The organism is Pseudomonas sp. RA_35y_Pfl2_P32 (genome assembly GCF_963970735.1).
Taxonomy (GTDB): domain Bacteria; phylum Pseudomonadota; class Gammaproteobacteria; order Pseudomonadales; family Pseudomonadaceae; genus Aquipseudomonas.
Genome location: NZ_CAXAQF010000007.1, coordinates 164,641 through 185,269 on the forward strand (window position 1 = coordinate 164,641; position 20,629 = coordinate 185,269).

15 protein-coding genes and 4 tRNA genes are annotated in these 20,629 nt (G+C 59.8%); 14 read left to right on the forward strand and 5 right to left on the reverse strand.

Features of this window, described 5'->3' with window-relative positions; translation table 11 throughout:
* Window positions 1–46: 46 nt before the first annotated feature.
* Window positions 47–721 (forward strand): peptidase C39 family protein, encoded by a 675-nt coding sequence (locus AACY45_RS09210; RefSeq protein WP_445261176.1) that lies wholly within the window; start codon window positions 47–49, stop codon window positions 719–721.
* A 39-nt stretch (window positions 722–760) separates the two neighbouring features.
* Here the strand turns inward: AACY45_RS09210 and pbpG are convergent, their stop codons facing one another.
* On the reverse strand, window positions 761–1,699 hold the full coding sequence (gene pbpG, locus AACY45_RS09215) for a D-alanyl-D-alanine endopeptidase (protein ID WP_339545177.1): 939 nt from the start codon (window positions 1,697–1,699) through the stop codon (window positions 761–763).
* A 232-nt stretch (window positions 1,700–1,931) separates the two neighbouring features.
* On the reverse strand, window positions 1,932–2,786 hold the full coding sequence (folD, locus tag AACY45_RS09220; RefSeq protein ID WP_095167791.1) for a bifunctional methylenetetrahydrofolate dehydrogenase/methenyltetrahydrofolate cyclohydrolase FolD: 855 nt from the start codon (window positions 2,784–2,786) through the stop codon (window positions 1,932–1,934).
* Window positions 2,787–3,062: 276 nt separating this feature from the next.
* On the opposite strand from folD, the gene AACY45_RS09225 reads away from it, so the two are divergent.
* The 10 genes from AACY45_RS09225 to AACY45_RS09270 all read left to right on the forward strand — a co-directional run bounded on the left by AACY45_RS09225 (window position 3,063) and on the right by AACY45_RS09270 (window position 12,472).
* A tRNA-Arg gene (locus tag AACY45_RS09225) sits at window positions 3,063–3,139 on the forward strand.
* A 32-nt stretch (window positions 3,140–3,171) separates the two neighbouring features.
* Window positions 3,172–3,247: transfer RNA gene (locus tag AACY45_RS09230), tRNA-His, on the forward strand.
* Between the two features lie 57 nt (window positions 3,248–3,304).
* Window positions 3,305–3,389, forward strand: a tRNA-Leu gene (locus tag AACY45_RS09235).
* A 77-nt stretch (window positions 3,390–3,466) separates the two neighbouring features.
* Window positions 3,467–3,542, forward strand: a tRNA-His gene (locus AACY45_RS09240).
* A gap of 403 nt (window positions 3,543–3,945) precedes the next feature.
* Window positions 3,946–5,256 (forward strand): trigger factor, encoded by a 1,311-nt coding sequence (gene tig / locus AACY45_RS09245; protein WP_339545178.1) that lies wholly within the window; start codon window positions 3,946–3,948, stop codon window positions 5,254–5,256.
* Window positions 5,257–5,347: 91 nt separating this feature from the next.
* Window positions 5,348–5,983, forward strand: coding sequence for an ATP-dependent Clp endopeptidase proteolytic subunit ClpP (gene clpP / locus AACY45_RS09250; protein WP_339545180.1), 636 nt, complete (start codon window positions 5,348–5,350; stop codon window positions 5,981–5,983).
* 113 nt (window positions 5,984–6,096) lie between these two features.
* Entirely contained in the window at window positions 6,097–7,380 is a 1,284-nt protein-coding gene (gene clpX, locus AACY45_RS09255) for an ATP-dependent Clp protease ATP-binding subunit ClpX (RefSeq protein WP_095167797.1), read from the forward strand.
* Window positions 7,381–7,563: 183 nt separating this feature from the next.
* Window positions 7,564–9,960, forward strand: coding sequence for an endopeptidase La (lon, locus tag AACY45_RS09260; RefSeq protein WP_095167799.1), 2,397 nt, complete (start codon window positions 7,564–7,566; stop codon window positions 9,958–9,960).
* Between the two features lie 147 nt (window positions 9,961–10,107).
* A complete protein-coding gene (locus AACY45_RS09265; protein WP_002552737.1) occupies window positions 10,108–10,380 on the forward strand; it encodes an HU family DNA-binding protein in 273 nt (90 codons plus the stop codon).
* A 232-nt stretch (window positions 10,381–10,612) separates the two neighbouring features.
* Window positions 10,613–12,472 (forward strand): SurA N-terminal domain-containing protein, encoded by a 1,860-nt coding sequence (locus AACY45_RS09270; protein ID WP_339545181.1) that lies wholly within the window; start codon window positions 10,613–10,615, stop codon window positions 12,470–12,472.
* 72 nt (window positions 12,473–12,544) lie between these two features.
* On the opposite strand, the gene AACY45_RS09275 is transcribed toward AACY45_RS09270, so the two are convergent.
* Complete coding sequence (locus AACY45_RS09275) at window positions 12,545–13,750, reverse strand: MFS transporter (RefSeq protein WP_339545182.1); 1,206 nt, start codon at window positions 13,748–13,750, stop codon at window positions 12,545–12,547.
* Between the two features lie 125 nt (window positions 13,751–13,875).
* On the opposite strand from AACY45_RS09275, the gene AACY45_RS09280 reads away from it, so the two are divergent.
* On the forward strand, window positions 13,876–14,775 hold the full coding sequence (locus AACY45_RS09280; protein ID WP_339545183.1) for a LysR family transcriptional regulator: 900 nt from the start codon (window positions 13,876–13,878) through the stop codon (window positions 14,773–14,775).
* A 91-nt stretch (window positions 14,776–14,866) separates the two neighbouring features.
* The gene (locus tag AACY45_RS09285) at window positions 14,867–15,781 is read left to right on the forward strand and encodes a DUF2242 domain-containing protein (RefSeq protein ID WP_339545184.1); all 915 of its coding nucleotides are present in this window, start codon (window positions 14,867–14,869) and stop codon (window positions 15,779–15,781) included.
* Window positions 15,782–16,127: 346 nt separating this feature from the next.
* Here AACY45_RS09285 and AACY45_RS09290 read toward each other — a convergent pair whose 3' ends face one another.
* Together AACY45_RS09290 and AACY45_RS09295 are read right to left on the reverse strand one after the other, a co-directional pair.
* Complete coding sequence (locus AACY45_RS09290) at window positions 16,128–17,168, reverse strand: AraC family transcriptional regulator (RefSeq protein WP_339545185.1); 1,041 nt, start codon at window positions 17,166–17,168, stop codon at window positions 16,128–16,130.
* Between the two features lie 3 nt (window positions 17,169–17,171).
* Entirely contained in the window at window positions 17,172–18,302 is a 1,131-nt protein-coding gene (locus tag AACY45_RS09295) for a nitrilase-related carbon-nitrogen hydrolase (RefSeq protein ID WP_339545186.1), read from the reverse strand.
* Window positions 18,303–18,513: 211 nt separating this feature from the next.
* On the opposite strand from AACY45_RS09295, the gene AACY45_RS09300 reads away from it, so the two are divergent.
* Complete coding sequence (locus AACY45_RS09300; RefSeq protein WP_339545187.1) at window positions 18,514–20,553, forward strand: NADPH-dependent 2,4-dienoyl-CoA reductase; 2,040 nt, start codon at window positions 18,514–18,516, stop codon at window positions 20,551–20,553.
* Window positions 20,554–20,629: the final 76 nt, after the last annotated feature.

Consider the following 20,629-nt stretch of genomic DNA (forward strand, 5'->3'; position numbering starts at 1 on the left):
CGAAGCCGGGACGCTGACCGCCTGGCACCTGAACAAGTGAGTGATGATGTTGCCGGTACTTCCTCGATTTCGCTTTGCCTTGCTGGCTACAGCCTGCGTCTTGAGCCTGGCCGGGTGTGCCGGGACTGTGCAACCGGAAATCAAGCGCCTGCCCGAGCGTGTCGAGCTCAGCGGCCGCTTCTACCGGGGGGACGCCTACCAGGGCGGCCCGCAGACCCTGGCCAGCCTGCTGTCGCAGCAGGGCGTGACGATTACCCCGGGATTACTGGAAAAACCCCTGCATTTGCCCGGCGCCGAGGCGCAGTTGCAGCACAATATGCAGAAACTGGCCCGTGAATACGGGATGGTGGTCTATCCGCTGGACAGCAACCTGCCGGCGCTGTTGACCCAAGTGGCTGCGGGTTACCCGGTGTGGCTGCGCTACACCGAGGGTTCGGCATTCTGGGAGGAGCCCAGGTATGCCTTGCTGGCCGGCTACAACCAGCAGAAACAAACGGTGCTGTTGCGCTCGGGCCTGGAAAAACGCCTGTTGATGGACTTCAAGTCCTTCGAGTCGGCTTTCCAAAGTGCAGGGGGCTGGGCGGTGCTGGTACAGGCGCCGACGCAGATACCGGCCAAGGTCGATCGCCAGCGCTGGTTGCAGGCGGCCAATGAGCTAAGCCAGGCCGGGCGGGAAGAGGCGGCAGCCCAGGCGACCCAGGCATTGAATAGGCAGCAATGAAAAGCGGCGCCCTGGGGCGCCGTTTTGTTGTGGGGTAGATCAATCTGCCGTTTGCGCCACGCCGCTCTGGCGGCCCTTGAGGTTCTTGTCGGCCTTGTACTGCAAGGCCACCGCAGGCACCGCGCTGCTCTTGCCGGTTTCGACCCATTGGCGGATCCGGCTGGCATCGGCAAAGTGCGTGTATTTACCGAAGGCATCGAGGATCACCAGCGAGACCGGACGCCCTCCCATGCGGGTGATCAACACCAGGCAATGGCCCGCCTGGTTGGTAAAGCCGGTCTTGGTCAATTGGATGTCCCAATTATCCTTGCGCACCAGGTGATCGGTGTTGCGAAAGCCCAGGGTGTAGCTGGGCTTGCGGAACGCCACGGTTTTTTCCTTGGTGGTGCTCAGCTCGCTCAGTAGCGGGTACTTGCGCGCCGCTTGCACCAGTTTGCTCAGGTCGCGGGCGGTAGAAACGTTGCGGGTCGACAGGCCGGTGGGCTCAACATAGTGAGTGCTGGTCATGCCCAGCGCCTTGGCCTTGGCGTTCATGGCTGCGATAAAGGCCGCGTAGCCGCCTGGGTAGTGGTGGGCCAGGCTCGCGGCGGCGCGGTTTTCCGAGGACATCAGGGTAATCAGTAGCATTTCCCTGCGTGACAGCTCGCTACCAATCTTGACCCGCGAGAACACGCCTTTCATTTCCGGGGTATCGCTGATCGATACGGAAATGTATTCCTCCATGTTCTGTTTGGCTTCCAGTACCACCAGGCCGGTCATCAATTTGGTGACCGAGGCGATGGGCACCACCACATCCGGGTTGCTGGCGTAGATCAGTTTGTTGGTTTGCAGGTCGATCAGCATGGCGCTGCCGGAGGCGATATGCAGTTTCGAGGTGTCGCGAGGTACCGCGGTGGTTTCACCGGCGTTGACGCCCGGCGTCATGACAGTGCCTGAAAATGCCAAGAAGAGACTCAGGATAGAAAGACGGATTTTCACGCGAGTGGACTCGATAAATGTGGGTATGCCGTTGTTCAACGGGCTTTTTCCAGAAAAACGTTACATTTTATGAGCGTAGCTGAGGAACTGTCGAATGTTCTTCGCCGGGCAGCGCAAAGCCCTCGTTTTCGAGTAAAAAACAGGGTTTTTCGACGAGTAGCCGCTGGCGGGTTCGGAAACGAAAAACCCCGCCAAAAGGCGGGGTTTTTCGGTGCAGTTGTAGGCGCGAGACTTACCCGTGCAGGGTTTCCGCGGCATACAGGGTGTTTTCCAGCAGGCAGGCACGGGTCATCGGGCCGACGCCGCCTGGCACTGGGGTGATCCAGCCAGCACGGGGCAGGGCGGTTTCGTAGATCACGTCGCCGACCAACTTGCCGTCGTCCTGGCGGTTGATGCCAACGTCGATCACGATCGCGCCTTCCTTGATCCACTCGCCCTTGACCAGGCCCGGCTTGCCGGCGGCCACTACCACCAGGTCGGCGCGGCCGACGTGGCCAGCCAGGTCCTTGGTGAAGCGGTGGGTCACGGTCACGGTGCAGCCGGCCAGTAACAGTTCCATCGCCATCGGCCGACCGACAATGTTGGAGGCGCCGACAATCACCGCGTCCATCCCGTAGAGATCGGCCCCGGTGCTTTCCAGCAGGGTCATGATGCCTTTAGGGGTGCACGGGCGCAGCAGGGGGATGCGCTGGGCCAAACGGCCGACGTTATAAGGATGGAAACCGTCGACGTCTTTGTCCGGGCGAATGCGCTCCAGCAGTTTGGAGGCGTCCAGGTGTTCCGGCAGGGGCAGTTGCAGCAGCACGCCGTCGATGTTCGGGTCTTCATTAAGACGGTCGATCAAGTCGGTCAGGGCTTGCTGGGTGGTGTCAGCGGGCAGGTCGTAGGCTTGGGAGAGGAAGCCGACCTCTTCACAGTCTTTACGCTTGTGCGAGACATAAACCTGAGAGGCGGGATCGCTGCCGACCAGGATCACCGCGAGGCCTGGCGTGCGCAGACCTTGCTGGCGACGCTCGGCAACACGTTTGGCGATCTGCTGGCGCAGGCTGGCGGCGATCGATTTGCCGTCGATTAGTTGTGCAGTCATTGCGCGTGATTAACCATCGAGAGGGGGAAGAAAAGAGAGCGCATTCTCGCATGCCAGGACGTGAGGGCAAAGGCGCTTGGTCTGCAAATTCCCCTAAGCCCTTTAATTAAATGAATTTTTCTCAAAAATCATTTGACGACCTGTAGGTGGCTCTATACTATTCGTCGCACTTGTCGGGCACAGCCTAGCACTGGTTAGGAAGGTTGAGCGGAATCAAGATTCTGCGAGACTGGAAAGCACTTAGTTTGTAGTCCTCCAAGAGTACAGATTAATAAGGCGCCCGTAGCTCAGCTGGATAGAGCATCCGCCTTCTAAGCGGATGGTCGCAGGTTCGAGTCCTGCCGGGTGCGCCATTAGGCAGCTTTGGCACAAGTAACGCGATATGGTGGGCGTAGCTCAGTTGGTAGAGCACGGGATTGTGACTCCCGTTGTCGTGGGTTCGATCCCCATCGTCCACCCCATATTTCGAAAGGCGCCAGATTAACAGTCTGGCGCCTTTGCTTTAAAGGCTTCAACTCGCGGATGTGGTGGAATTGGTAGACACACTGGATTTAGGTTCCAGCGCCGCGAGGCGTAAGAGTTCGAGTCTCTTCATCCGCACCAAATAAAGCTTCATTCATGCCAATGGCGTGGGTGGGTTTCAACGAAGAAGTGGTTTGGCTTCTTTGTTACGCAATATGGTGGGCGTAGCTCAGTTGGTAGAGCACGGGATTGTGACTCCCGTTGTCGTGGGTTCGATCCCCATCGTCCACCCCATATTTCGAAAGGCGCCAGATTTAACAGTCTGGCGCCTTTTTTGTTTTTGTTGGTTCGAAAGTTCGGCGACCGCAGGTTCCGGGTCGCAGGGGCAGGGCGTTTCGTCGTATTTATGTTTCTCGATGATGCTGCGCTGCCCGTCGGTCTTGCTCGCAAGATCGGCTGTCGGGGTTATGGCCAGTCGCCTCTTCTATATAAGGAAGGGTTGGCGCAGAGCCCTGGCGTGATTGACTGTATTTGCCATTGGGGCGGGGTGCGTTGGTGCGTCCGTCCTTATAAATTGCCTGCTGCTTTTTTACCTGTTCTCAGTAGGGTGACTTCTTGAGTTTGACCCACTAGAATGCATGCCCTTGATTCTGGGGTCGGAAACGGCCGGCTAACGTCTGTGCAACGAGGAATATCCATGCAAGTTTCTGTTGAAAATACTTCTGCTCTTGAGCGCCGCATGAGCATCACCGTGCCAGCTGAGCGCATTGAGACTCAAGTCAACAAGCGTCTGCAGCAGACTGCCCAAAAGGCCAAGATTGCAGGCTTCCGTCCTGGCAAAGTGCCAATGAGCGTAATCCGTCAGCGTTACGAAGCTGATGCGCGTCAAGAAGCGGTAGGCGACGTGATCCAGGCTTCTTTCTATGAAGCAGTGGTCGAGCAAAAGCTGAACCCGGCCGGGGCACCTTCGGTAGAGCCGAAAGTCCTGGAAAAGGGCAAGGACCTGGAATTCGTCGCTACCTTCGAAGTGTTCCCTGAGTTCACCGTTGCCGGTTTCGAATCCATCGCAGTCGAGCGCCTGAGCGCTGACGTGGCGGACGCCGATCTGGACAAGATGCTGGACATCCTGCGCAAGCAGAACGTGCGTTACGAAGCAGTTGATCGCGCTGCGCAGAACGACGACCAACTGAACATCGATTTTGTTGGCAAGGTTGACGGTGAAGTCTTCGCCGGCGGTTCCGCCAAGGGTACTCAGCTGGTGCTGGGTTCCGGCCGCATGATCCCGGGCTTCGAAGAAGGCCTGGTAGGCGCCAAGGCAGGCGAAGAGCGCGTTCTGAACCTGACCTTCCCGGAAAACTACCAGAACCTGGACCTGGCTAACAAAGCAGCCGAGTTCACCGTGACCGTGAACACTGTTTCCGAGCCGAAACTGCCTGAATTGACCGAAGAATTCTTCGCTCAGTTCGGTATCAAAGAGTCTGGCATCGACGGTTTCCGCGCCGAAGTTCGTAAGAACATGGAGCGCGAGCTGCGTCAGGCGATCAAATCCAAGGTCAAGAATCAGGTAATGGATGGTCTGCTGGCCGCCAACCCGATCGACGTGCCAAAGGCCCTGCTGGAGAACGAAGTGAACCGTCTGCGCGTGCAGGCTGTTCAGCAGTTCGGCGGCAACATCAAGCCTGATCAACTGCCTGCCGAGCTGTTCGAAGAACAAGCCAAGCGTCGCGTTGTACTGGGTCTGGTCGTGGCTGAAGTGGTCAAGCAATTCGACCTCAAGCCTGACGAAAACCGCGTGCGTGAACTGATCCAGGAAATGGCTTCGGCCTACCAGGAGCCAGAAGCAGTAGTGTCCTGGTACTACAAAAACGACCAGCAGCTGAACGAAGTTCGTTCGGTTGTGCTGGAAGAGCAAGTTGTGGATACTGTTCTGCAGAAAGCTAGCGTGACCGACAAATCGGTCTCTTACGAAGAAGCGGTCAAGCCGGTAGAAGCTCCACAAGCCGACTGATTGTTTTTGCGTTAGAAGCACACACATAAGCCAGCCTTCGAGCTGGCTTATGCGTATTCAAGACATAACTATTTGGGAGTGACTGCAGAGCATGTTCCGTAATTCGTATATTCAGCAGAACTCTGATATCCAGGCTGCAGGCGGCCTGGTCCCGATGGTTGTCGAGCAGTCTGCTCGTGGCGAACGCGCCTATGACATCTACTCGCGCCTCCTCAAGGAGCGGGTGATCTTTCTGGTTGGTCCGGTAGAGGACTACATGGCCAACCTGATTTGCGCGCAACTGCTGTTCCTTGAAGCGGAAAACCCGGACAAGGACATCCATCTCTATATCAACTCCCCGGGCGGTTCGGTGACAGCGGGTATGTCGATCTACGACACCATGCAGTTCATCAAACCAAACGTGTCGACCACCTGTATCGGTCAAGCGTGCAGCATGGGTGCATTCCTGCTAACGGCCGGTGCTGCCGGCAAGCGTTATTGCCTGCCGAACTCGCGTGTGATGATTCACCAGCCACTGGGTGGTTTCCAGGGCCAGGCCTCGGATATCGAAATCCATGCCAAGGAAATCCTCTTTATCCGTGAGCGTCTCAACACGCTGATGGCCAAGCATAGCGGGCACACGCTGGAAGAAATCGAGCGTGACACCAACCGCGATAACTTCATGAGTGCAGAAGCCGCGCGTGCGTACGGCCTGATCGACGAAGTGATCGCCCAGCGCCCAGCTTAAAAATAAGCAGCTCAAAATAGGCTTGGTGGGCTGGTCTGATCACCGGCGGGCTTGAAAAAGCCCGCAATAGCCTTCATCTTGTGTTGCAAGCCTATCGGATTTGGATCGAACGAATGACTGACACCCGCAACGGCGAGGACAACGGCAAGCTGCTCTATTGCTCCTTCTGTGGCAAAAGCCAGCATGAAGTGCGCAAATTGATTGCCGGCCCCTCGGTCTTTATCTGCGACGAGTGCGTCGACCTGTGCAATGACATCATCCGTGAGGAGGTGCAGGAAGCCCAGGCCGAGAGCAGCGCGCATAAATTGCCTTCGCCTAAAGAAATCAGCGGCATCCTTGATCAGTATGTGATTGGTCAAGAGCGTGCGAAAAAGGTTTTGGCCGTAGCGGTGTACAACCACTACAAGCGCCTGAACCAGCGTGACAAGAAGAATGACGACGTCGAACTCGGCAAGAGCAACATCTTGCTGATCGGCCCGACAGGCTCGGGTAAGACCCTGCTTGCCGAAACCCTGGCTCGTCTGCTGAATGTGCCGTTCACCATCGCTGACGCGACCACCCTCACCGAGGCGGGTTACGTGGGCGAGGACGTTGAGAACATCATTCAGAAGCTGTTGCAGAAGTGCGATTACGACGTCGAGAAGGCCCAGATGGGCATTGTCTACATCGATGAAATCGACAAGATTTCGCGCAAGTCTGACAACCCGTCCATCACCCGGGATGTTTCCGGTGAAGGCGTGCAGCAAGCCTTGCTCAAGTTGATTGAAGGCACGGTCGCTTCCGTTCCCCCTCAAGGTGGTCGCAAGCATCCGCAGCAGGAATTCCTTCAGGTCGACACGCGTAACATTTTGTTCATCTGCGGTGGTGCGTTCTCTGGTCTGGAAAAGGTTATTCAAAACCGTTCCACCAAGGGCGGCATTGGTTTCAACGCAGAAGTTCGCAGCAAGGAAGAAGGCAAGAAAGTCGGTGAATCCCTGCGTGAAGTCGAGCCTGACGATCTGGTCAAGTTCGGTCTGATCCCGGAATTCGTTGGCCGTCTGCCAGTGCTGGCGACGCTGGACGAACTCGACGAGGCTGCGCTGATGCAGATCCTCACCGAGCCGAAAAATGCTCTGACCAAACAGTATGCCAAGCTGTTCGAGATGGAAGGCGTCGACCTGGAGTTCCGCTCCGACGCTCTGAAATCGGTCGCCAAGCGTGCACTGGAACGCAAGACCGGTGCCCGTGGATTGCGCTCGATCCTCGAAGGCGTCCTGCTCGACACTATGTATGAAATCCCCTCGCAGTCCGAGGTGAGTAAAGTAGTGATCGATGAAAGCGTTATAGAAGGCAAGTCCAAGCCACTGTATATCTACGAAAACAGTGAGCCGGCCGCCAAGGCAGCGCCAGACGCGTAAGCGTCGCACTGCTGGATTAAAGAAGGGGCCTTCGGGCCCCTTTGCTTTTGTACGGGCTGTTGCCGGCTGCGATCTTTATCGAGGTCTTCTAATCAGCTTGTTTTTTTGCAAAGCAGCCCCCATCTTGGTTTCAAGCTTACTTCCATCTGTTTACGGCCTTATGGCCGCCGTAGAGGCGAAATCATGAAGACAACCATCGAATTGCCTCTCCTGCCATTGCGTGATGTTGTGGTTTATCCGCACATGGTTATCCCGCTGTTCGTGGGGCGCGAGAAATCTATCGAAGCCCTCGAGGCCGCGATGACGGGCGACAAGCAGATCCTGCTGCTGGCCCAGAGAAACCCTGCCGACGACGATCCAGGAGAAGACGCGCTGTACCGCGTCGGGACCATCGCCACCGTACTGCAACTGCTCAAGCTGCCTGATGGCACCGTCAAGGTGCTGGTCGAGGGTGAGCAACGTGGTGCTGTCGAGCGTTTCATTGAAGTGGACGGCCACTGCCGTGCCGAAGTTTCCCTGATCGACGAAGTCGACGCGCCAGAGCGCGAGTCGGAAGTGTTCGTTCGCAGTTTGCTGTCGCAGTTCGAACAGTACGTTCAACTGGGCAAGAAAGTCCCTGCCGAAGTCCTGTCGTCGCTCAACAGCATCGATGAGCCTGGTCGCCTGGTCGATACCATGGCCGCGCACATGGCGCTGAAAATCGAGCAGAAGCAGGAAATCCTCGAGATCCTCGACCTGTCGGCCCGTGTCGAGCACGTGCTGGCATTGCTAGATGCCGAAATCGACCTGCTGCAAGTCGAAAAACGCATTCGTGGCCGGGTCAAGAAACAAATGGAGCGCAGTCAGCGCGAGTACTACCTGAATGAGCAGATGAAGGCCATTCAGAAAGAACTCGGCGACAGCGAAGAAGGCCACAACGAAGTCGAAGAGCTGAAAAAGCGCATCGATGCCGCCGGCCTGCCAAAAGATGCATTGGCCAAGGCCCTGGCTGAGCTGAACAAGCTCAAGCAAATGTCGCCAATGTCGGCCGAAGCGACCGTGGTGCGCACCTACATCGACTGGCTGGTCCAGGTGCCGTGGAAAGCGCAGAGCAAGGTCCGGCTGGACCTGGCACGTGCCGAAGACATTCTCGACGCCGACCACTATGGTCTGGAAGAAGTCAAAGAACGGATCCTCGAATACCTCGCCGTGCAAAAGCGCGTGAAGAAAATTCGTGGTCCGGTGTTGTGCCTGGTCGGTCCTCCAGGGGTGGGCAAAACGTCCCTGGCGGAATCGATTGCCCACGCCACCAACCGTAAATTTGTCCGCATGGCCCTGGGCGGCGTGCGTGACGAAGCGGAAATTCGTGGTCATCGCCGTACTTACATCGGTTCGATGCCAGGAAGATTGATTCAAAAGATGACCAAGGTGGGGGTGCGCAACCCGCTGTTCCTGCTCGATGAAATCGACAAGATGGGCAGTGACATGCGAGGCGATCCGGCATCGGCCTTGCTGGAAGTGCTCGACCCTGAGCAGAACCACAACTTCAACGATCACTATCTGGAAGTCGACTACGACCTGTCCGATGTGATGTTCCTGTGCACCTCGAACTCGATGAACATTCCCGCGGCGCTGCTGGACCGCATGGAAGTGATCCGCCTGCCGGGCTACACCGAAGACGAGAAGATCAACATCGCGGTCAAATACCTCTCGCCGAAGCAGATCCAGGCCAATGGCCTGAAAAAAGGCGAGCTGGAATTCGAAGCCGAAGCGATCCGCGACATCATCCGCTACTACACCCGGGAAGCCGGTGTGCGTGGGCTGGAGCGCCAGATTGCCAAGGTCTGCCGCAAGACGGTCAAGGAGCACGCGCTGGAAAAACGCTTCTCGGTGAAGGTCACGGCCGACATGCTCGAGCACTTCCTGGGCGTGCGCAAATTCCGCTACGGCCTGGCCGAGCAGCAGGATCAGGTGGGGCAGGTGACAGGCTTGGCATGGACCCAGGTCGGCGGTGAATTGCTGACCATTGAAGCGGCCGTGGTACCGGGCAAGGGGCAACTGATCAAGACCGGTTCGCTGGGCGATGTGATGGTCGAATCGATCACCGCAGCGCTGACGGTCGTACGCAGCCGGGCCAAGAGCCTGGGGATCCCCCTGGACTTCCATGAGAAGCGCGACACCCACATCCACATGCCGGAAGGGGCTACGCCCAAAGACGGTCCTAGTGCGGGTGTAGGCATGTGCACGGCACTGGTGTCGGCACTGACCGGGATCCCGGTGCGGGCGGATGTCGCCATGACCGGCGAAATCACCCTGCGCGGCCAGGTGCTGGCCATTGGTGGCCTGAAGGAAAAACTGTTGGCGGCACATCGTGGCGGGATCAAGACGGTGATCATTCCTGAAGAGAACGTACGCGATCTGAAGGAAATTCCCGACAACATCAAGCAAGATCTTCAGATTAAACCGGTTAAATGGATTGACGAGGTCCTGCAAATTGCGCTGCAATACGCGCCGGAGCCCTTGCCCGATGTGGCTCCCGAGATAGTTGCAAAGGATGAAAAACGCGAGTCTGACTCTAAGGAAAGAATTAGCACGCATTAGTACGTATTAGCCTGGGGGGCTTCCTTGACAGTTTTTTAGAGCCCTTGTTATAAAGCGGCTCTTAAGTGTCTGTAGGCCATTCAGCACTCGTTTTTGCTTTCACCAAAAAACTTAGAATCATCTCAAATAGATATAAGGGGACTTAGAGTGAACAAGTCGGAACTGATTGATGCTATCGCTGCATCCGCTGATATCCCGAAAGCTGCTGCTGGCCGTGCGCTGGACGCTGTAATCGAATCCGTCACTGGTGCCCTCAAGGCCGGCGACTCTGTAGTTCTGGTAGGTTTCGGTACGTTCTCCGTGACAGACCGTCCAGCTCGTATCGGTCGTAACCCACAGACCGGTAAGACTCTGGAAATCGCGGCTGCCAAAAAGCCAGGCTTCAAAGCCGGTAAAGCACTGAAAGAAGCTGTCAACTAAGCCTCACTCGGTTTTTTGCCTATCCGGGTCGGGGTCATGCCTGACCTGGCAGCGGAGCGGTAGTACAGGCAGTTCGAATATCGCCTGTCACGCCGGGGATCGCGGGTTCGAGCCCCCGTCCGCTCCGCCAGTTACGAGAAGGCGCATCCTCGGATGCGCCTTTCTTCTATCCGGATTCTACCCACGCTCCACGGTTGCCTAATTTTGAAGTTCAACCGTTTCTGGGGGACGCATGCTGCAAAATATCAGGGACAATTCACAAGGCTGGATTGCCAAGACTATTATCGGGGTCATCGTTGCACTGATGGCCTTGACGGGTGTCGATGCCATTTTCCAGGCATCCTCTACGAAAAACGAGGTGGCCAAGGTCAATGGTGAAGAAATCAGCCAGAACGAGCTGAGCCAGGCGGTTGATATGCAACGCCGCCAACTCATGCAACAGCTGGGCAAGGACTTCGATGCATCCTTGCTGGATGAAAAAATGCTGCGCGAATCGGCCCTCAAGGGCCTGATCGATCGCAAGCTGCTGCTGCAAGGCGCCCATGATTCGAAGTTCGCTTTCTCCGAAGCGGCTCTGGACCAAGTGATCCTGCTGACACCTGAATTCCAGGTCGACGGCAAGTTCAGTGCCGAGCGTTTTGACCAGGTGGTTCGTCAGTTGGGCTACAGCCGCCTGCAGTTCCGCGAAATGCTGGCTCAGGAAATGCTGATCGGCCAACTGCGTGCCGGCCTGGCAGGCAGCGGTTTTGTCACCGATGCCCAGGTACTGGCCTTCGCCCGTCTGGAAAAGCAGACCCGTGATTTCGCGACCCTGAACGTCAAGGCTGACCCTGCCTCCGTCAAGCTGACCGAAGCTGAGGTCAAGGCTTACTACGACGAGCACGCCAAGGAGTTCATGACCCCTGATCAGGTAGTCATCGACTATCTGGAATTGAAGAAGTCGTCTTTCTTCGATCAGGTCACCGTGAAAGACGAAGCGCTGCAGGACGCGTATCAGAAAGAAATCGCCAACCTGGCCGAACAACGCCGGGCTGCGCACATTCTGATCGAAGTCAACGACAAGGTGACCGAGGCGCAAGCCAAGGCCAAGATCGAAGAGGTGCAAGCGCGCCTGGCCAAGGGTGAAAGCTTCGAGGCCGCGGCCAAGGAGTTCTCCCAGGATCCGGGTTCGGCTGCCAATGGCGGTGACCTGGGTTACGCAGGCCCGGGCGTCTATGACCCGGACTTTGAAACAGCGCTGTACGCGTTGAACAAAGACCAGGTATCGGCGCCGGTTCGCTCCAGCTTCGGTTACCACCTGATCAAGTTGCTGGGTGTCGAAGCACCAGAGGTGCCGAGCTTCGCCAGTCTCAAGGACAAGCTGACCCGCGACCTGAAAACCCAGCAAGTGGAACAGTTGTTCGTCGAGGCGACCAAGCAACTGGAAGACTCATCGTTCGAAGCCTCCGACCTGGCCCAGCCAGCGGCTGATCTGAAGCTGACCGTACACACTTCCGCACCGTTTGGCCGTGAGGGTGGCGAAGGCGTTGCAGCCAACCGTGCCGTGATCACCGCCGCGTTCAGTCCGGAAGTGCTGGATGAGGGGGCTAACAGCACCGCCATCGAACTGGATCCGGAAACCGTGATCGTGCTGCGTGCCAAAGAGCATCGCAAGCCTGAGCAACTGCCTCTGGCCAGCGTCGATACGGCGATCCGTGCGCAATTGGTCAAGGAGCACGCCAGTGCTGCGGCCAAGGCCAAGGCCGATGAACTGGTCGCCAGCCTGCGTGACGGCAAGACCGCGCTCGACAGCCTGGGCTGGAAAGTCACCGAAGCGGCCACCCGTGGTCAGGAAGGTGTCGAGCCTGCGGTGCTGCAAGCCTTGTTCCGCATGCCCAAGCCTGCCGCCAAGGACAAACCGAGCTTCAGCAGCGTGGCCCTGGCTGACGGCAACCTGATGATCGTGCGCCTCAATGGGGTGAACGAAGCCGCAGCGCCGACGGAAGACGAAAAAGCTCAGTACCGTCGCTTCCTCGCTTCGCGCGTCGGCCAGCAAGACTTTGCTGCCTACCGCAAGCAGTTGGAAAGCGAGGCTGACGTCAAGCGTTACTGATGCCTGACTGACGCGTATAGCTGCAAACAAAACCCCCGGCCATCAGGCCGGGGGTTTTTTATTGGGGGTCAATCAGCGCTGGGCGGGAAAGCCGTGTCGGCGGGCGTTGAACACCACCAGCAGACACAGCAGCAACAATCCGCCGACCAGCCAGGGAAACGTCACGGCACCCAGGCGCTCCAGCACCACGCCGCCGGCCAGGCCGCCACCGGCCATGCCCAGGTTCCACAAGGTCACCAACATCGACTGCGCGGTATCCGCCGAATCGCCGGAAGTTTTCGCCAGGGCGGTTTGCAACAGGGTTCCCAGGCCGCCAAAACCCAGGCCCCAGATCGCCACTGCGCCATAGATCAACGGTGCCGACTCGCTGGCCATCGCCATGAGCAACGCCGCCACGATAAACAGCGCGCAACTGAGTAGCATCAAGCGGCGCAGCCAGCGGTCGATCAGCAGGCCAGCGATCCAGATACTCAAGAGCGCCGCGAGGCCGAACACCAGCAGCACCTGATCGGTTTGCCCGGTCAGGCCGGCAGGCTCCAGGAATGGCGCAATGTAGGTGTACAGGATCGTGTGCGCCAGTACGTAGGCCAGGGTCACGAACAGCACCGCCTTCAAGCCGGGGAGGGCGATGACCTGGCGGATCGGCAGGCGTTTGTTGGCGTTTTGCCCAGGGAAGTCCGGGACCTGCCAGCGGACCCAGGCGATCAGCAGCACGGTCAAGGCACTGATTATGGCGAAGCTCATGCGCCAGCCCACCAGGTTGCCCACGTAGGTGCCCGCCGGCACGCCCAGCGACAGGGCCAGCGGCGCACCCAGCATGGCCACGGCAATCGCCCGACCCTGCAAATGCGGCGCGACCATACGGCTGGCGTAACCGGCCAGCAACGCCCAGAGCAATCCGGCGAAAACCCCGGCAAAAAAACGCGCCACCAGGGTCAACTCGTAATGTTCGGACAGGGCGGTGACGCTGTTGACGATGCAGAATCCGCCAATGGCGATTAGCAGCAACGGACGGCGGCGCCAGCCGCGTGTGGCGATCACCAGTGGAATGGCCGCCAGCATCGAACCCAGGGCATACAGAGTGACCAGTTGCCCGATCAGGCCGTGCGAGACGTTCAGGCCCTCGCTCATTGGCAGCAGCAGGCCGGCGGGCAACGCTTCGGTCATCACGGTGATAAAGCCGGCAATGGCCAACGCCAGCAATCCCCCTAAGGGCAGGCGTTCGGCGCGTTCCAGCGCCGCCGAGGGCAAGGGCGCAAGCAGTTCAGGTTCATTCATGGGCATGAGGTCCGTTTCAGAGGGTGTGCAAACGGAGCGAAGGATAGTGCGCTGCACGCTCGGGAAAAACAGGCTAAGGTTCCGAACTTATCGGACCTGGATGTCCGCAATGGGGGGAAGGAACGATGGATAGCCTGGGCAGTATCTCGGTGTTTGTGCAAGTCGCCGACGCTCGCAGCTTCACAGCCGCGGGGCGGATTCTGGGGATCTCGTCATCGGCGGTGGGCAAAAGTATTGCTCGTCTCGAAGAGCGGCTGACGGTGCGCCTGTTTCATCGCAGCACGCGCAGTATCACCCTGACCGCCGAAGGCGCGCTGTACCTGGAGCGCTGCCGGCGCATCCTGGCGGAAGTCGAGGCCGCCGAGTTCGAGCTGTGCAGCGCCGCCAGCGCGCCAAAGGGCAAGCTACGTATCAGCGTGCCCCAGGTCCACAGCCTGGTGATGCCGGTACTGACCGAGTTCATGCAGCGCTACCCCGAGATCGAACTGGACATTGATCTCACAGACCGCATGGTGGATGTGGTCGAGGAGGGCTTCGACGCGGTGGTGCGTACCGGCAACCCCAAGGACTCACGGCTGATGGCCCGGGCCCTGGGCCGGTTTCGTCAGGTACTGGTCGGCACGCCGGAGTACTTTGCCGAACACGGCACCCCGCGTGTGCCCCAGGACCTGGCACATCATGGTTGTCTGCGCCATACCTTCCAGGCCAGCGGCAAGCTGGAGCCCTGGCCCTTGCACCGCGAGGACGATGGCAGCGACCCGGTGTTGACGACCCGCTTCGTCAGCACGTCCGTCGAGGCCGTGTTCCACGTCGTACAGCAAGGCCTGGGGATTGCCTGCCTGCCGGATTTCATGGTGCGCACGGCGGTGACGCAAGGGCGCTTGGTACGCGTGCTGGACGCGCATCTGGAGCACCATGGCACCTTCTGGGTCCTCTGGCCGTCCAGCCGTTATGCGGCCGCCAAGGTGCGGGTGTTCATCGATCACCTGAGTGCGCGACTTTTTCCGGCAAACGATGGTCAGTAGAGTGGTCAGGTGTGCAACTCACTAATCCATGCGCCGTCACGGGGTGAACTGTTGCACAATATGCCCCGTACCGATTTCCTCAGGATGTTCAATGTTCACATCATTCCCCATGCGTGCCGCGGGACTGGCGCTGGTGCTGGCGACCGCGGCCGGTTGCGCGAAGGAGCAGGCCATTTATGAGCATGAGAACTTCGACGACTCCGGAACCTTCTCGCGCAAGTATCCGGTGACCGACGCCGCTTCCTGTGAAGCGGCCCGTCGGGCCTTGCTGAGTCAGGGCTACATCATCACCAGTGCCGATCCGAAAATGATCAGCGGTCACAAGAGCTTCCAGCAGACCGGCGACACCCACATGGAGATCAGCTTCAGCGTGGTGTGCGCCGAAGACAGCAGCCATCACGCGACCATGTTTGCCAACGCCTTGCAGGACCGCTATGCGCTGAAGAAGACCAATAATTCCGCCAGCCTCGGGGTAGGGGTATTGGGGTCGGTGTCGATGCCGATCGGCTCCTCCGATGATTCGATGGTCAAGGTGGCGAGCGAAACCGTTACCTCGGACAAGTTCTATGAGCGCTTCTTTGCCCTGGTGGAATTGTTCCTGCCACCGGATGTGAAAAAGGCGGCCCATATCACCGAGAAACCCAAGACCGACCTAGGCGTACCGGAAGCCAAGCCCGCGCCGGTTGCGCCGACGCCGGTCGTCGAGCCCGCCCCCATGCCTGCTGCCGAGCCTGTCGTGCCAGCGGCAGCAATTGAGCCGCCGCTCGCTGCGCCGGCAGCATCCGAGCCGATGGCCCCGCCGCCCGAAGCCGCTCCGATCACGCCTGCGAATGCGATCGAGGCCACCCCTCAGGCCGCCCCACAGCCTTCGCCGGAGCCGACACTGGAACCCGCGCCGGAACCCGTTCTCGAGCCCGTTCCGCCCGTGATCTCGCCACCGACCAACCCCGACTCGCTGCCGGCCCCAAGCGAGCCGATCAGCCCCATGCCGTCCTCCGGCCAGTAACCTGTCAGCCAGCGCTGCGGCCTCCTCGGGGGGCACGCAGCCGGCCGCTTGACCTGCATCAACCTGCGTTCACCGGCGCCCATGATAAATTCTTCAGTGTCTGCTACGTTTTATTGGCAGGAGCCACCGTGTACCCGCGTCATTTTTCTTTCATACGGGCACTTTATGCTGATGGCGCAGGTCATGGGTGCAACGGTTTTCAACACGACTAAAAAAGGAATTGGCAATGGACGATTATCAAGAAGAGTTGCTGGAATATCAGGCATTCGAACTCGACCCGCTGGAGCCTGCGGACGACGCTACAGAGTTGTAGTGGCGCAGCTACAAGCTACCAGCTGCATTGGCTTCACGCCGATTGCCGATGGCTGCGGCGAAACTCGCCGGGCGTCTGGCCGTTCCAGCGTTTGAAGGCGCGTTGAAAGGCCTCGGCCGAGGCAAACCCCAGCAGGTAGGCGATTTCGCCAAAGGCCAGTTCGGTGTCGCGGATATAGGTCATGGCCAGGTCGCGCCGTGTGTCATTGAGAATCGCGCGAAACTGCGTGCCCTCTTCAGCGAGCTTGCGGCGCAGGGTCCAGGTCGGCAGCTTCAGGCGTGCCGCCACTTCTTCCAGGTCGGGTTCACGACCGCCATTGAGCAACGGCCCCAGTAGCTGAGTGATGCGTTCACGCAGGCTGCGGGTGCGGGTCAATTGCTCCAGTTCCCGCTCACACAATTTAAGCAGCAGGCGCCAGGTGCTGGGGCAGTGCTCGGGGTTGCGTTGCGCCAGACTGGCCTGGCTCAGGCGCAACTGGTTGTGCTCGGCACCAAATTGCAGGGCACAGTCTCCCAGCACGGCATAGCGCTCTGAGTAGTCGGGTGCTGGGAACTCGATCTCGATGCGTTCGGCCCGCAGTGGCTGGGGGCAGAGGCTGGACAGTTGCTGCAGCCAGCCGGCGATGATCGAGTCCACCACAAACCGGTTGTAGGCGTTGTACGGGCTGATGGAGTAGAACCGCAGCCATGCCCCTTGGGTGTCCTCATGGAAGCTCGACTGGCCGCGATAGTTGGAGCCGTACAAGGCCTCGAAGCGAATCAGGCAGCGCGCCGCTTCGCGCACCGTCGGTGCCTGGGCGGCCGTGACCCCGGCCAGCCCCACCTGACCCAGCCGACTGAGCTGGCCCATGCGCAGGCCCAGGGCCGGGTCCCCCGTCAGTTGAATGGCCGCGTGGCCCAGGCGCATGTAGCGTGGAATCGACAGCCGGGCGCCGGCTTCAGCCAGGCGTGCGGCGTCCAGGCCATATTGCTCCAGCAGGGGTTGCGGGTCGCAGCCGTGACTGCGCACGGCATCGGCCAGGCTATGGACAAAGCCGACGGACAAGTCCCCCAGGCGCATCGGCAGGGGTTTCATGGTTTACAACCAGATATTCAGCAAACGGGCACCGCGGGCTTCGCCATCGGCGAAGTGCTGGCCGTTGCTGCTGAGGAAGCTGTGGCCGGCGCTGCCCTGGTTCCAGAATTGACCCCGCAGGAACACGCTGACTCCGGCATTGGCCAGGCTGCTCGGCGGCTGTGCGGTCAGGGTCAGGCGATGCCAGGCCTGGCCTTCGCTGAGCTCGCCAGGCTTGAGGCTGATTTCACTCGGCGTGGAAGGCCCCTGGTAACCGCGCCAAGGTTGATTCCAGGTACTGCGCCCGGTGACGAACGCCGGCACGGCGATCAGTTCGGCGCCCTGGTCGTTGAGTTTGCGGTAATTGTCCGGGTACCAACTGTCGTTGCCGATCAGCACTCCCAGGCGTCCGGCGGGCGTCTGGACGACGTTGATGGCGCGGTCGCCACTGGGCTGGATAAACCCTTGTTCGGCGAGACTCGGGCTCAACTGCCGTTGTGGCTGGCCGATGGGCGCACCGTCGCGGCCAAACACCAGGCTGGTGTTGTACAGCGGACCCCGGCCGATGCGCAGGGCGCCGTCTTTGACGGTTGGTTCCGGCAGCACGATGGTGCCTGCCACCAGGGTGATGTCGAACTCTCGGGCCAGGCCGCCGAACAGCGCCTGGTACTGGCGGGCCATGCTCTTGGCTTTCATGCGCAGATGGGCATCGTCCAGGCGACGGTCACCCTGGGCGCCGATCAGCGCCCGCAGGAAGGGCACTGGGTTGCTCACCGCCAGCCAGTTCATGGCTTCGTCGAACGTGCTGGCCTGGTACAACTCGTCTTTCTCACCGCTGACCATCAACCAAGTGCCGATATGCTCAGGCAGCACGACGAGGGTCTTGTCGTTGAGCAGGCCCTGATCGCGGGCCTGCTGCAAGTAGGCCGCAAGCTTGCGATGCAGGCGTTCGGGGCTTTGATAGTCGGTGGGAAACAGTTCGGGCTGGATGCCCAGCAGGTTGCCCCGGCCACCGGGTACGCCCTGATCCACCGCGAGCTGGATGCGCAGGTCGGACAGGTAATGCCCCACCGGGCGTTCGGCGGTCCACATGGCATAGGTGGTGAGGGCGGCGAGCAGGGCCATGGCGAATGTCAGGTAAAGAAGTTTGCGCATGAGAAAACTAAGGATCAGCCGTGTGCAGGGTTCGCCGACTAGGGTAGGCCCCATGCCGGTGAATGCCAAGGGGGGCTGCACATTTGGATCAATAACTTGTCAGTTACGGTCATTGAGCGCGGGCGGGCCTGCTCTTAGTCTGTGACCCATAACCGATGGACGCCCAAGAGCGTTCGCACTTTTTCCGTGATTACTCGTTGTGGAGTTACCGATGGCCGCCGCTCACTACCCGCACCTGTTGGCCCCGCTGGACCTGGGTTTTACTACGTTGCGCAACCGCACCCTGATGGGGTCGATGCACACCGGCCTGGAAGAGAAGCCGGGTGGTTTCGAGCGCATGGCCGCCTACTTTGCCGAGCGTGCCCGCGGCGGCGTTGGCCTGATGGTCACTGGCGGTATCGGCCCCAACGAAGAGGGTGGGGTGTACGGCGGGGCGGCCAAGCTGACCACCCTTGAAGAAGCGCTCAAGCACCAGATCGTCACCCGCGCGGTGCATGAAGCCGGTGGCAAGATCTGCATGCAGATCCTCCACGCCGGGCGTTATGCCTACAGCCCGAAACAGGTGGCACCGAGCGCGATCCAGGCGCCGATCAACCCGTTCAAGCCCAAAGAGCTGGACGAGGAAGGTATCGAGAAACAAATCAGCGATTTCGTCACCTGCTCGACCCTGGCGCAAACCGCTGAGTACGACGGCGTCGAGATCATGGGCTCGGAAGGGTATTTCATTAACCAGTTCCTCGCCGCCCACACCAACCACCGCACCGATCGCTGGGGCGGTGCCTATGAAAACCGGATGCGCTTGCCGATAGAAATCGTGCGTCGCGTGCGCGAAGCCGTCGGCCCCAACTTCATCATCATCTTCCGCCTGTCGATGCTCGACCTGGTGGAAGGCGGCAGCACCTGGGAAGAAATCGTGCAGTTGGCCAAGGCCATCGAGCAGGCCGGTGCGACGATCATCAACACCGGGATCGGCTGGCACGAGGCGCGGATTCCGACCATCGCCACCAAGGTGCCGCGTGCAGCCTTCAGCAAGGTCACCGCCAAATTGCGCGGTTCGGTGGGCATTCCGCTGATCACCACCAACCGCATCAACACCCCGGAAGTCGCCGAGCAGATCCTCGCTGAAGGCGATGCCGACATGGTGTCGATGGCGCGACCGTTCCTCGCCGACCCGGAATTCGTCAACAAGGCGGCTGCCGGGCGTGGGGATGAAATCAATACCTGCATCGGCTGCAATCAGGCCTGCCTGGACCACACCTTTGGCGGCAAATTGACCTCTTGCCTGGTCAACCCGCGTGCCTGCCACGAAACCGAACTCAATTACCTGCCGGTGCAGCAGATCAAGAAGATCGCCGTGGTCGGCGCCGGGCCTGCGGGGCTGGCGGCTGCTACCGTTGCCGCCGAGCGCGGTCACCAGGTGACACTGTTCGATTCGGCCAGCGAAATCGGCGGTCAGTTCAACGTCGCCAAGCGCGTGCCGGGCAAGGAAGAGTTCTTTGAAACCCTGCGCTACTTCAGCCGCAAGTTGCAGACCAGTCATGTCGAGCTGTGCCTGAACACCCGGGTCGATGTGCCACAACTGGTCGCCGGCGGCTACGACGAAGTGATCCTGGCCACCGGTATCGCACCACGGTTGCCGGCGATTCCCGGTATCGACAACGCCAAGGTGCTGAGCTACCTGGACGTGATTCTGCAGCGCAAGCCGGTCGGTAAAAAAGTCGCGGTGATCGGCGCCGGCGGTATCGGTTTCGACGTGTCGGAGTTCCTCGTCCACCAGGGTGTGGCCACCAGCCAGGACCGTGAAGCCTTCTGGAAGGAGTGGGGCATCGACACTCACCTGCAAGCGCGCGGTGGCGTGGCGGGCATCAAGGCCGAGCCCCATGCCCCGGCCCGTGAAGTATTCCTGCTGCAACGCAAGAAATCCAAGGTCGGCGACGGCCTGGGCAAGACCACCGGCTGGATTCATCGCACCGGCCTTAAGAACAAGCAGGTGCAGATGCTCAACAGCGTCGAGTACCTGAAGATCGACGACGCCGGTTTGCACATCCGCATCGGCGAGACGGGCGAGCCGCAGCTGTTGCCGGTGGACCACATTGTCATCTGCGCCGGCCAGGATCCCCTGCGCGAACTGTACGACGGCCTGCTGGCCGCTGGGCAGAACGTGCACCTGATCGGCGGTGCGGACGTGGCGGCGGAGCTGGATGCCAAGCGCGCGATCAACCAGGGATCGCGTCTGGCGGCCGAGCTCTGAGTCAACCTGCGTCCGGCCGGAATGGCCGTCACCCGACACCGCGATTGTGCAGAGCAATCGCGGTGCTTTCACTTCG

Bases quoted from the DNA above. Each gene is read 5' to 3' on its own strand.
- folD (WP_095167791.1), bottom strand. From the start codon at position 2,786: ATGACTGCACAACTAATCGACGGCAAATCGATCGCCGCCAGCCTGCGC.
- clpX (WP_095167797.1), top strand. From the start codon at position 6,097: ATGACTGACACCCGCAACGGCGAGGACAACGGCAAGCTGCTCTATTGC.
- clpP (WP_339545180.1), top strand. From the start codon at position 5,348: ATGTTCCGTAATTCGTATATTCAGCAGAACTCTGATATCCAGGCTGCA.
- tig (WP_339545178.1), top strand. From the start codon at position 3,946: ATGCAAGTTTCTGTTGAAAATACTTCTGCTCTTGAGCGCCGCATGAGC.
- AACY45_RS09270 (WP_339545181.1), top strand. From the start codon at position 10,613: ATGCTGCAAAATATCAGGGACAATTCACAAGGCTGGATTGCCAAGACT.
- AACY45_RS09285 (WP_339545184.1), top strand. From the start codon at position 14,867: ATGTTCACATCATTCCCCATGCGTGCCGCGGGACTGGCGCTGGTGCTG.
- AACY45_RS09275 (WP_339545182.1), bottom strand. From the start codon at position 13,750: ATGAATGAACCTGAACTGCTTGCGCCCTTGCCCTCGGCGGCGCTGGAA.
- AACY45_RS09300 (WP_339545187.1), top strand. From the start codon at position 18,514: ATGGCCGCCGCTCACTACCCGCACCTGTTGGCCCCGCTGGACCTGGGT.
- AACY45_RS09290 (WP_339545185.1), bottom strand. From the start codon at position 17,168: ATGAAACCCCTGCCGATGCGCCTGGGGGACTTGTCCGTCGGCTTTGTC.
- lon (WP_095167799.1), top strand. From the start codon at position 7,564: ATGAAGACAACCATCGAATTGCCTCTCCTGCCATTGCGTGATGTTGTG.
- AACY45_RS09280 (WP_339545183.1), top strand. From the start codon at position 13,876: ATGGATAGCCTGGGCAGTATCTCGGTGTTTGTGCAAGTCGCCGACGCT.
- AACY45_RS09295 (WP_339545186.1), bottom strand. From the start codon at position 18,302: ATGCGCAAACTTCTTTACCTGACATTCGCCATGGCCCTGCTCGCCGCC.
- AACY45_RS09210 (WP_445261176.1), top strand. From the start codon at position 47: ATGTTGCCGGTACTTCCTCGATTTCGCTTTGCCTTGCTGGCTACAGCC.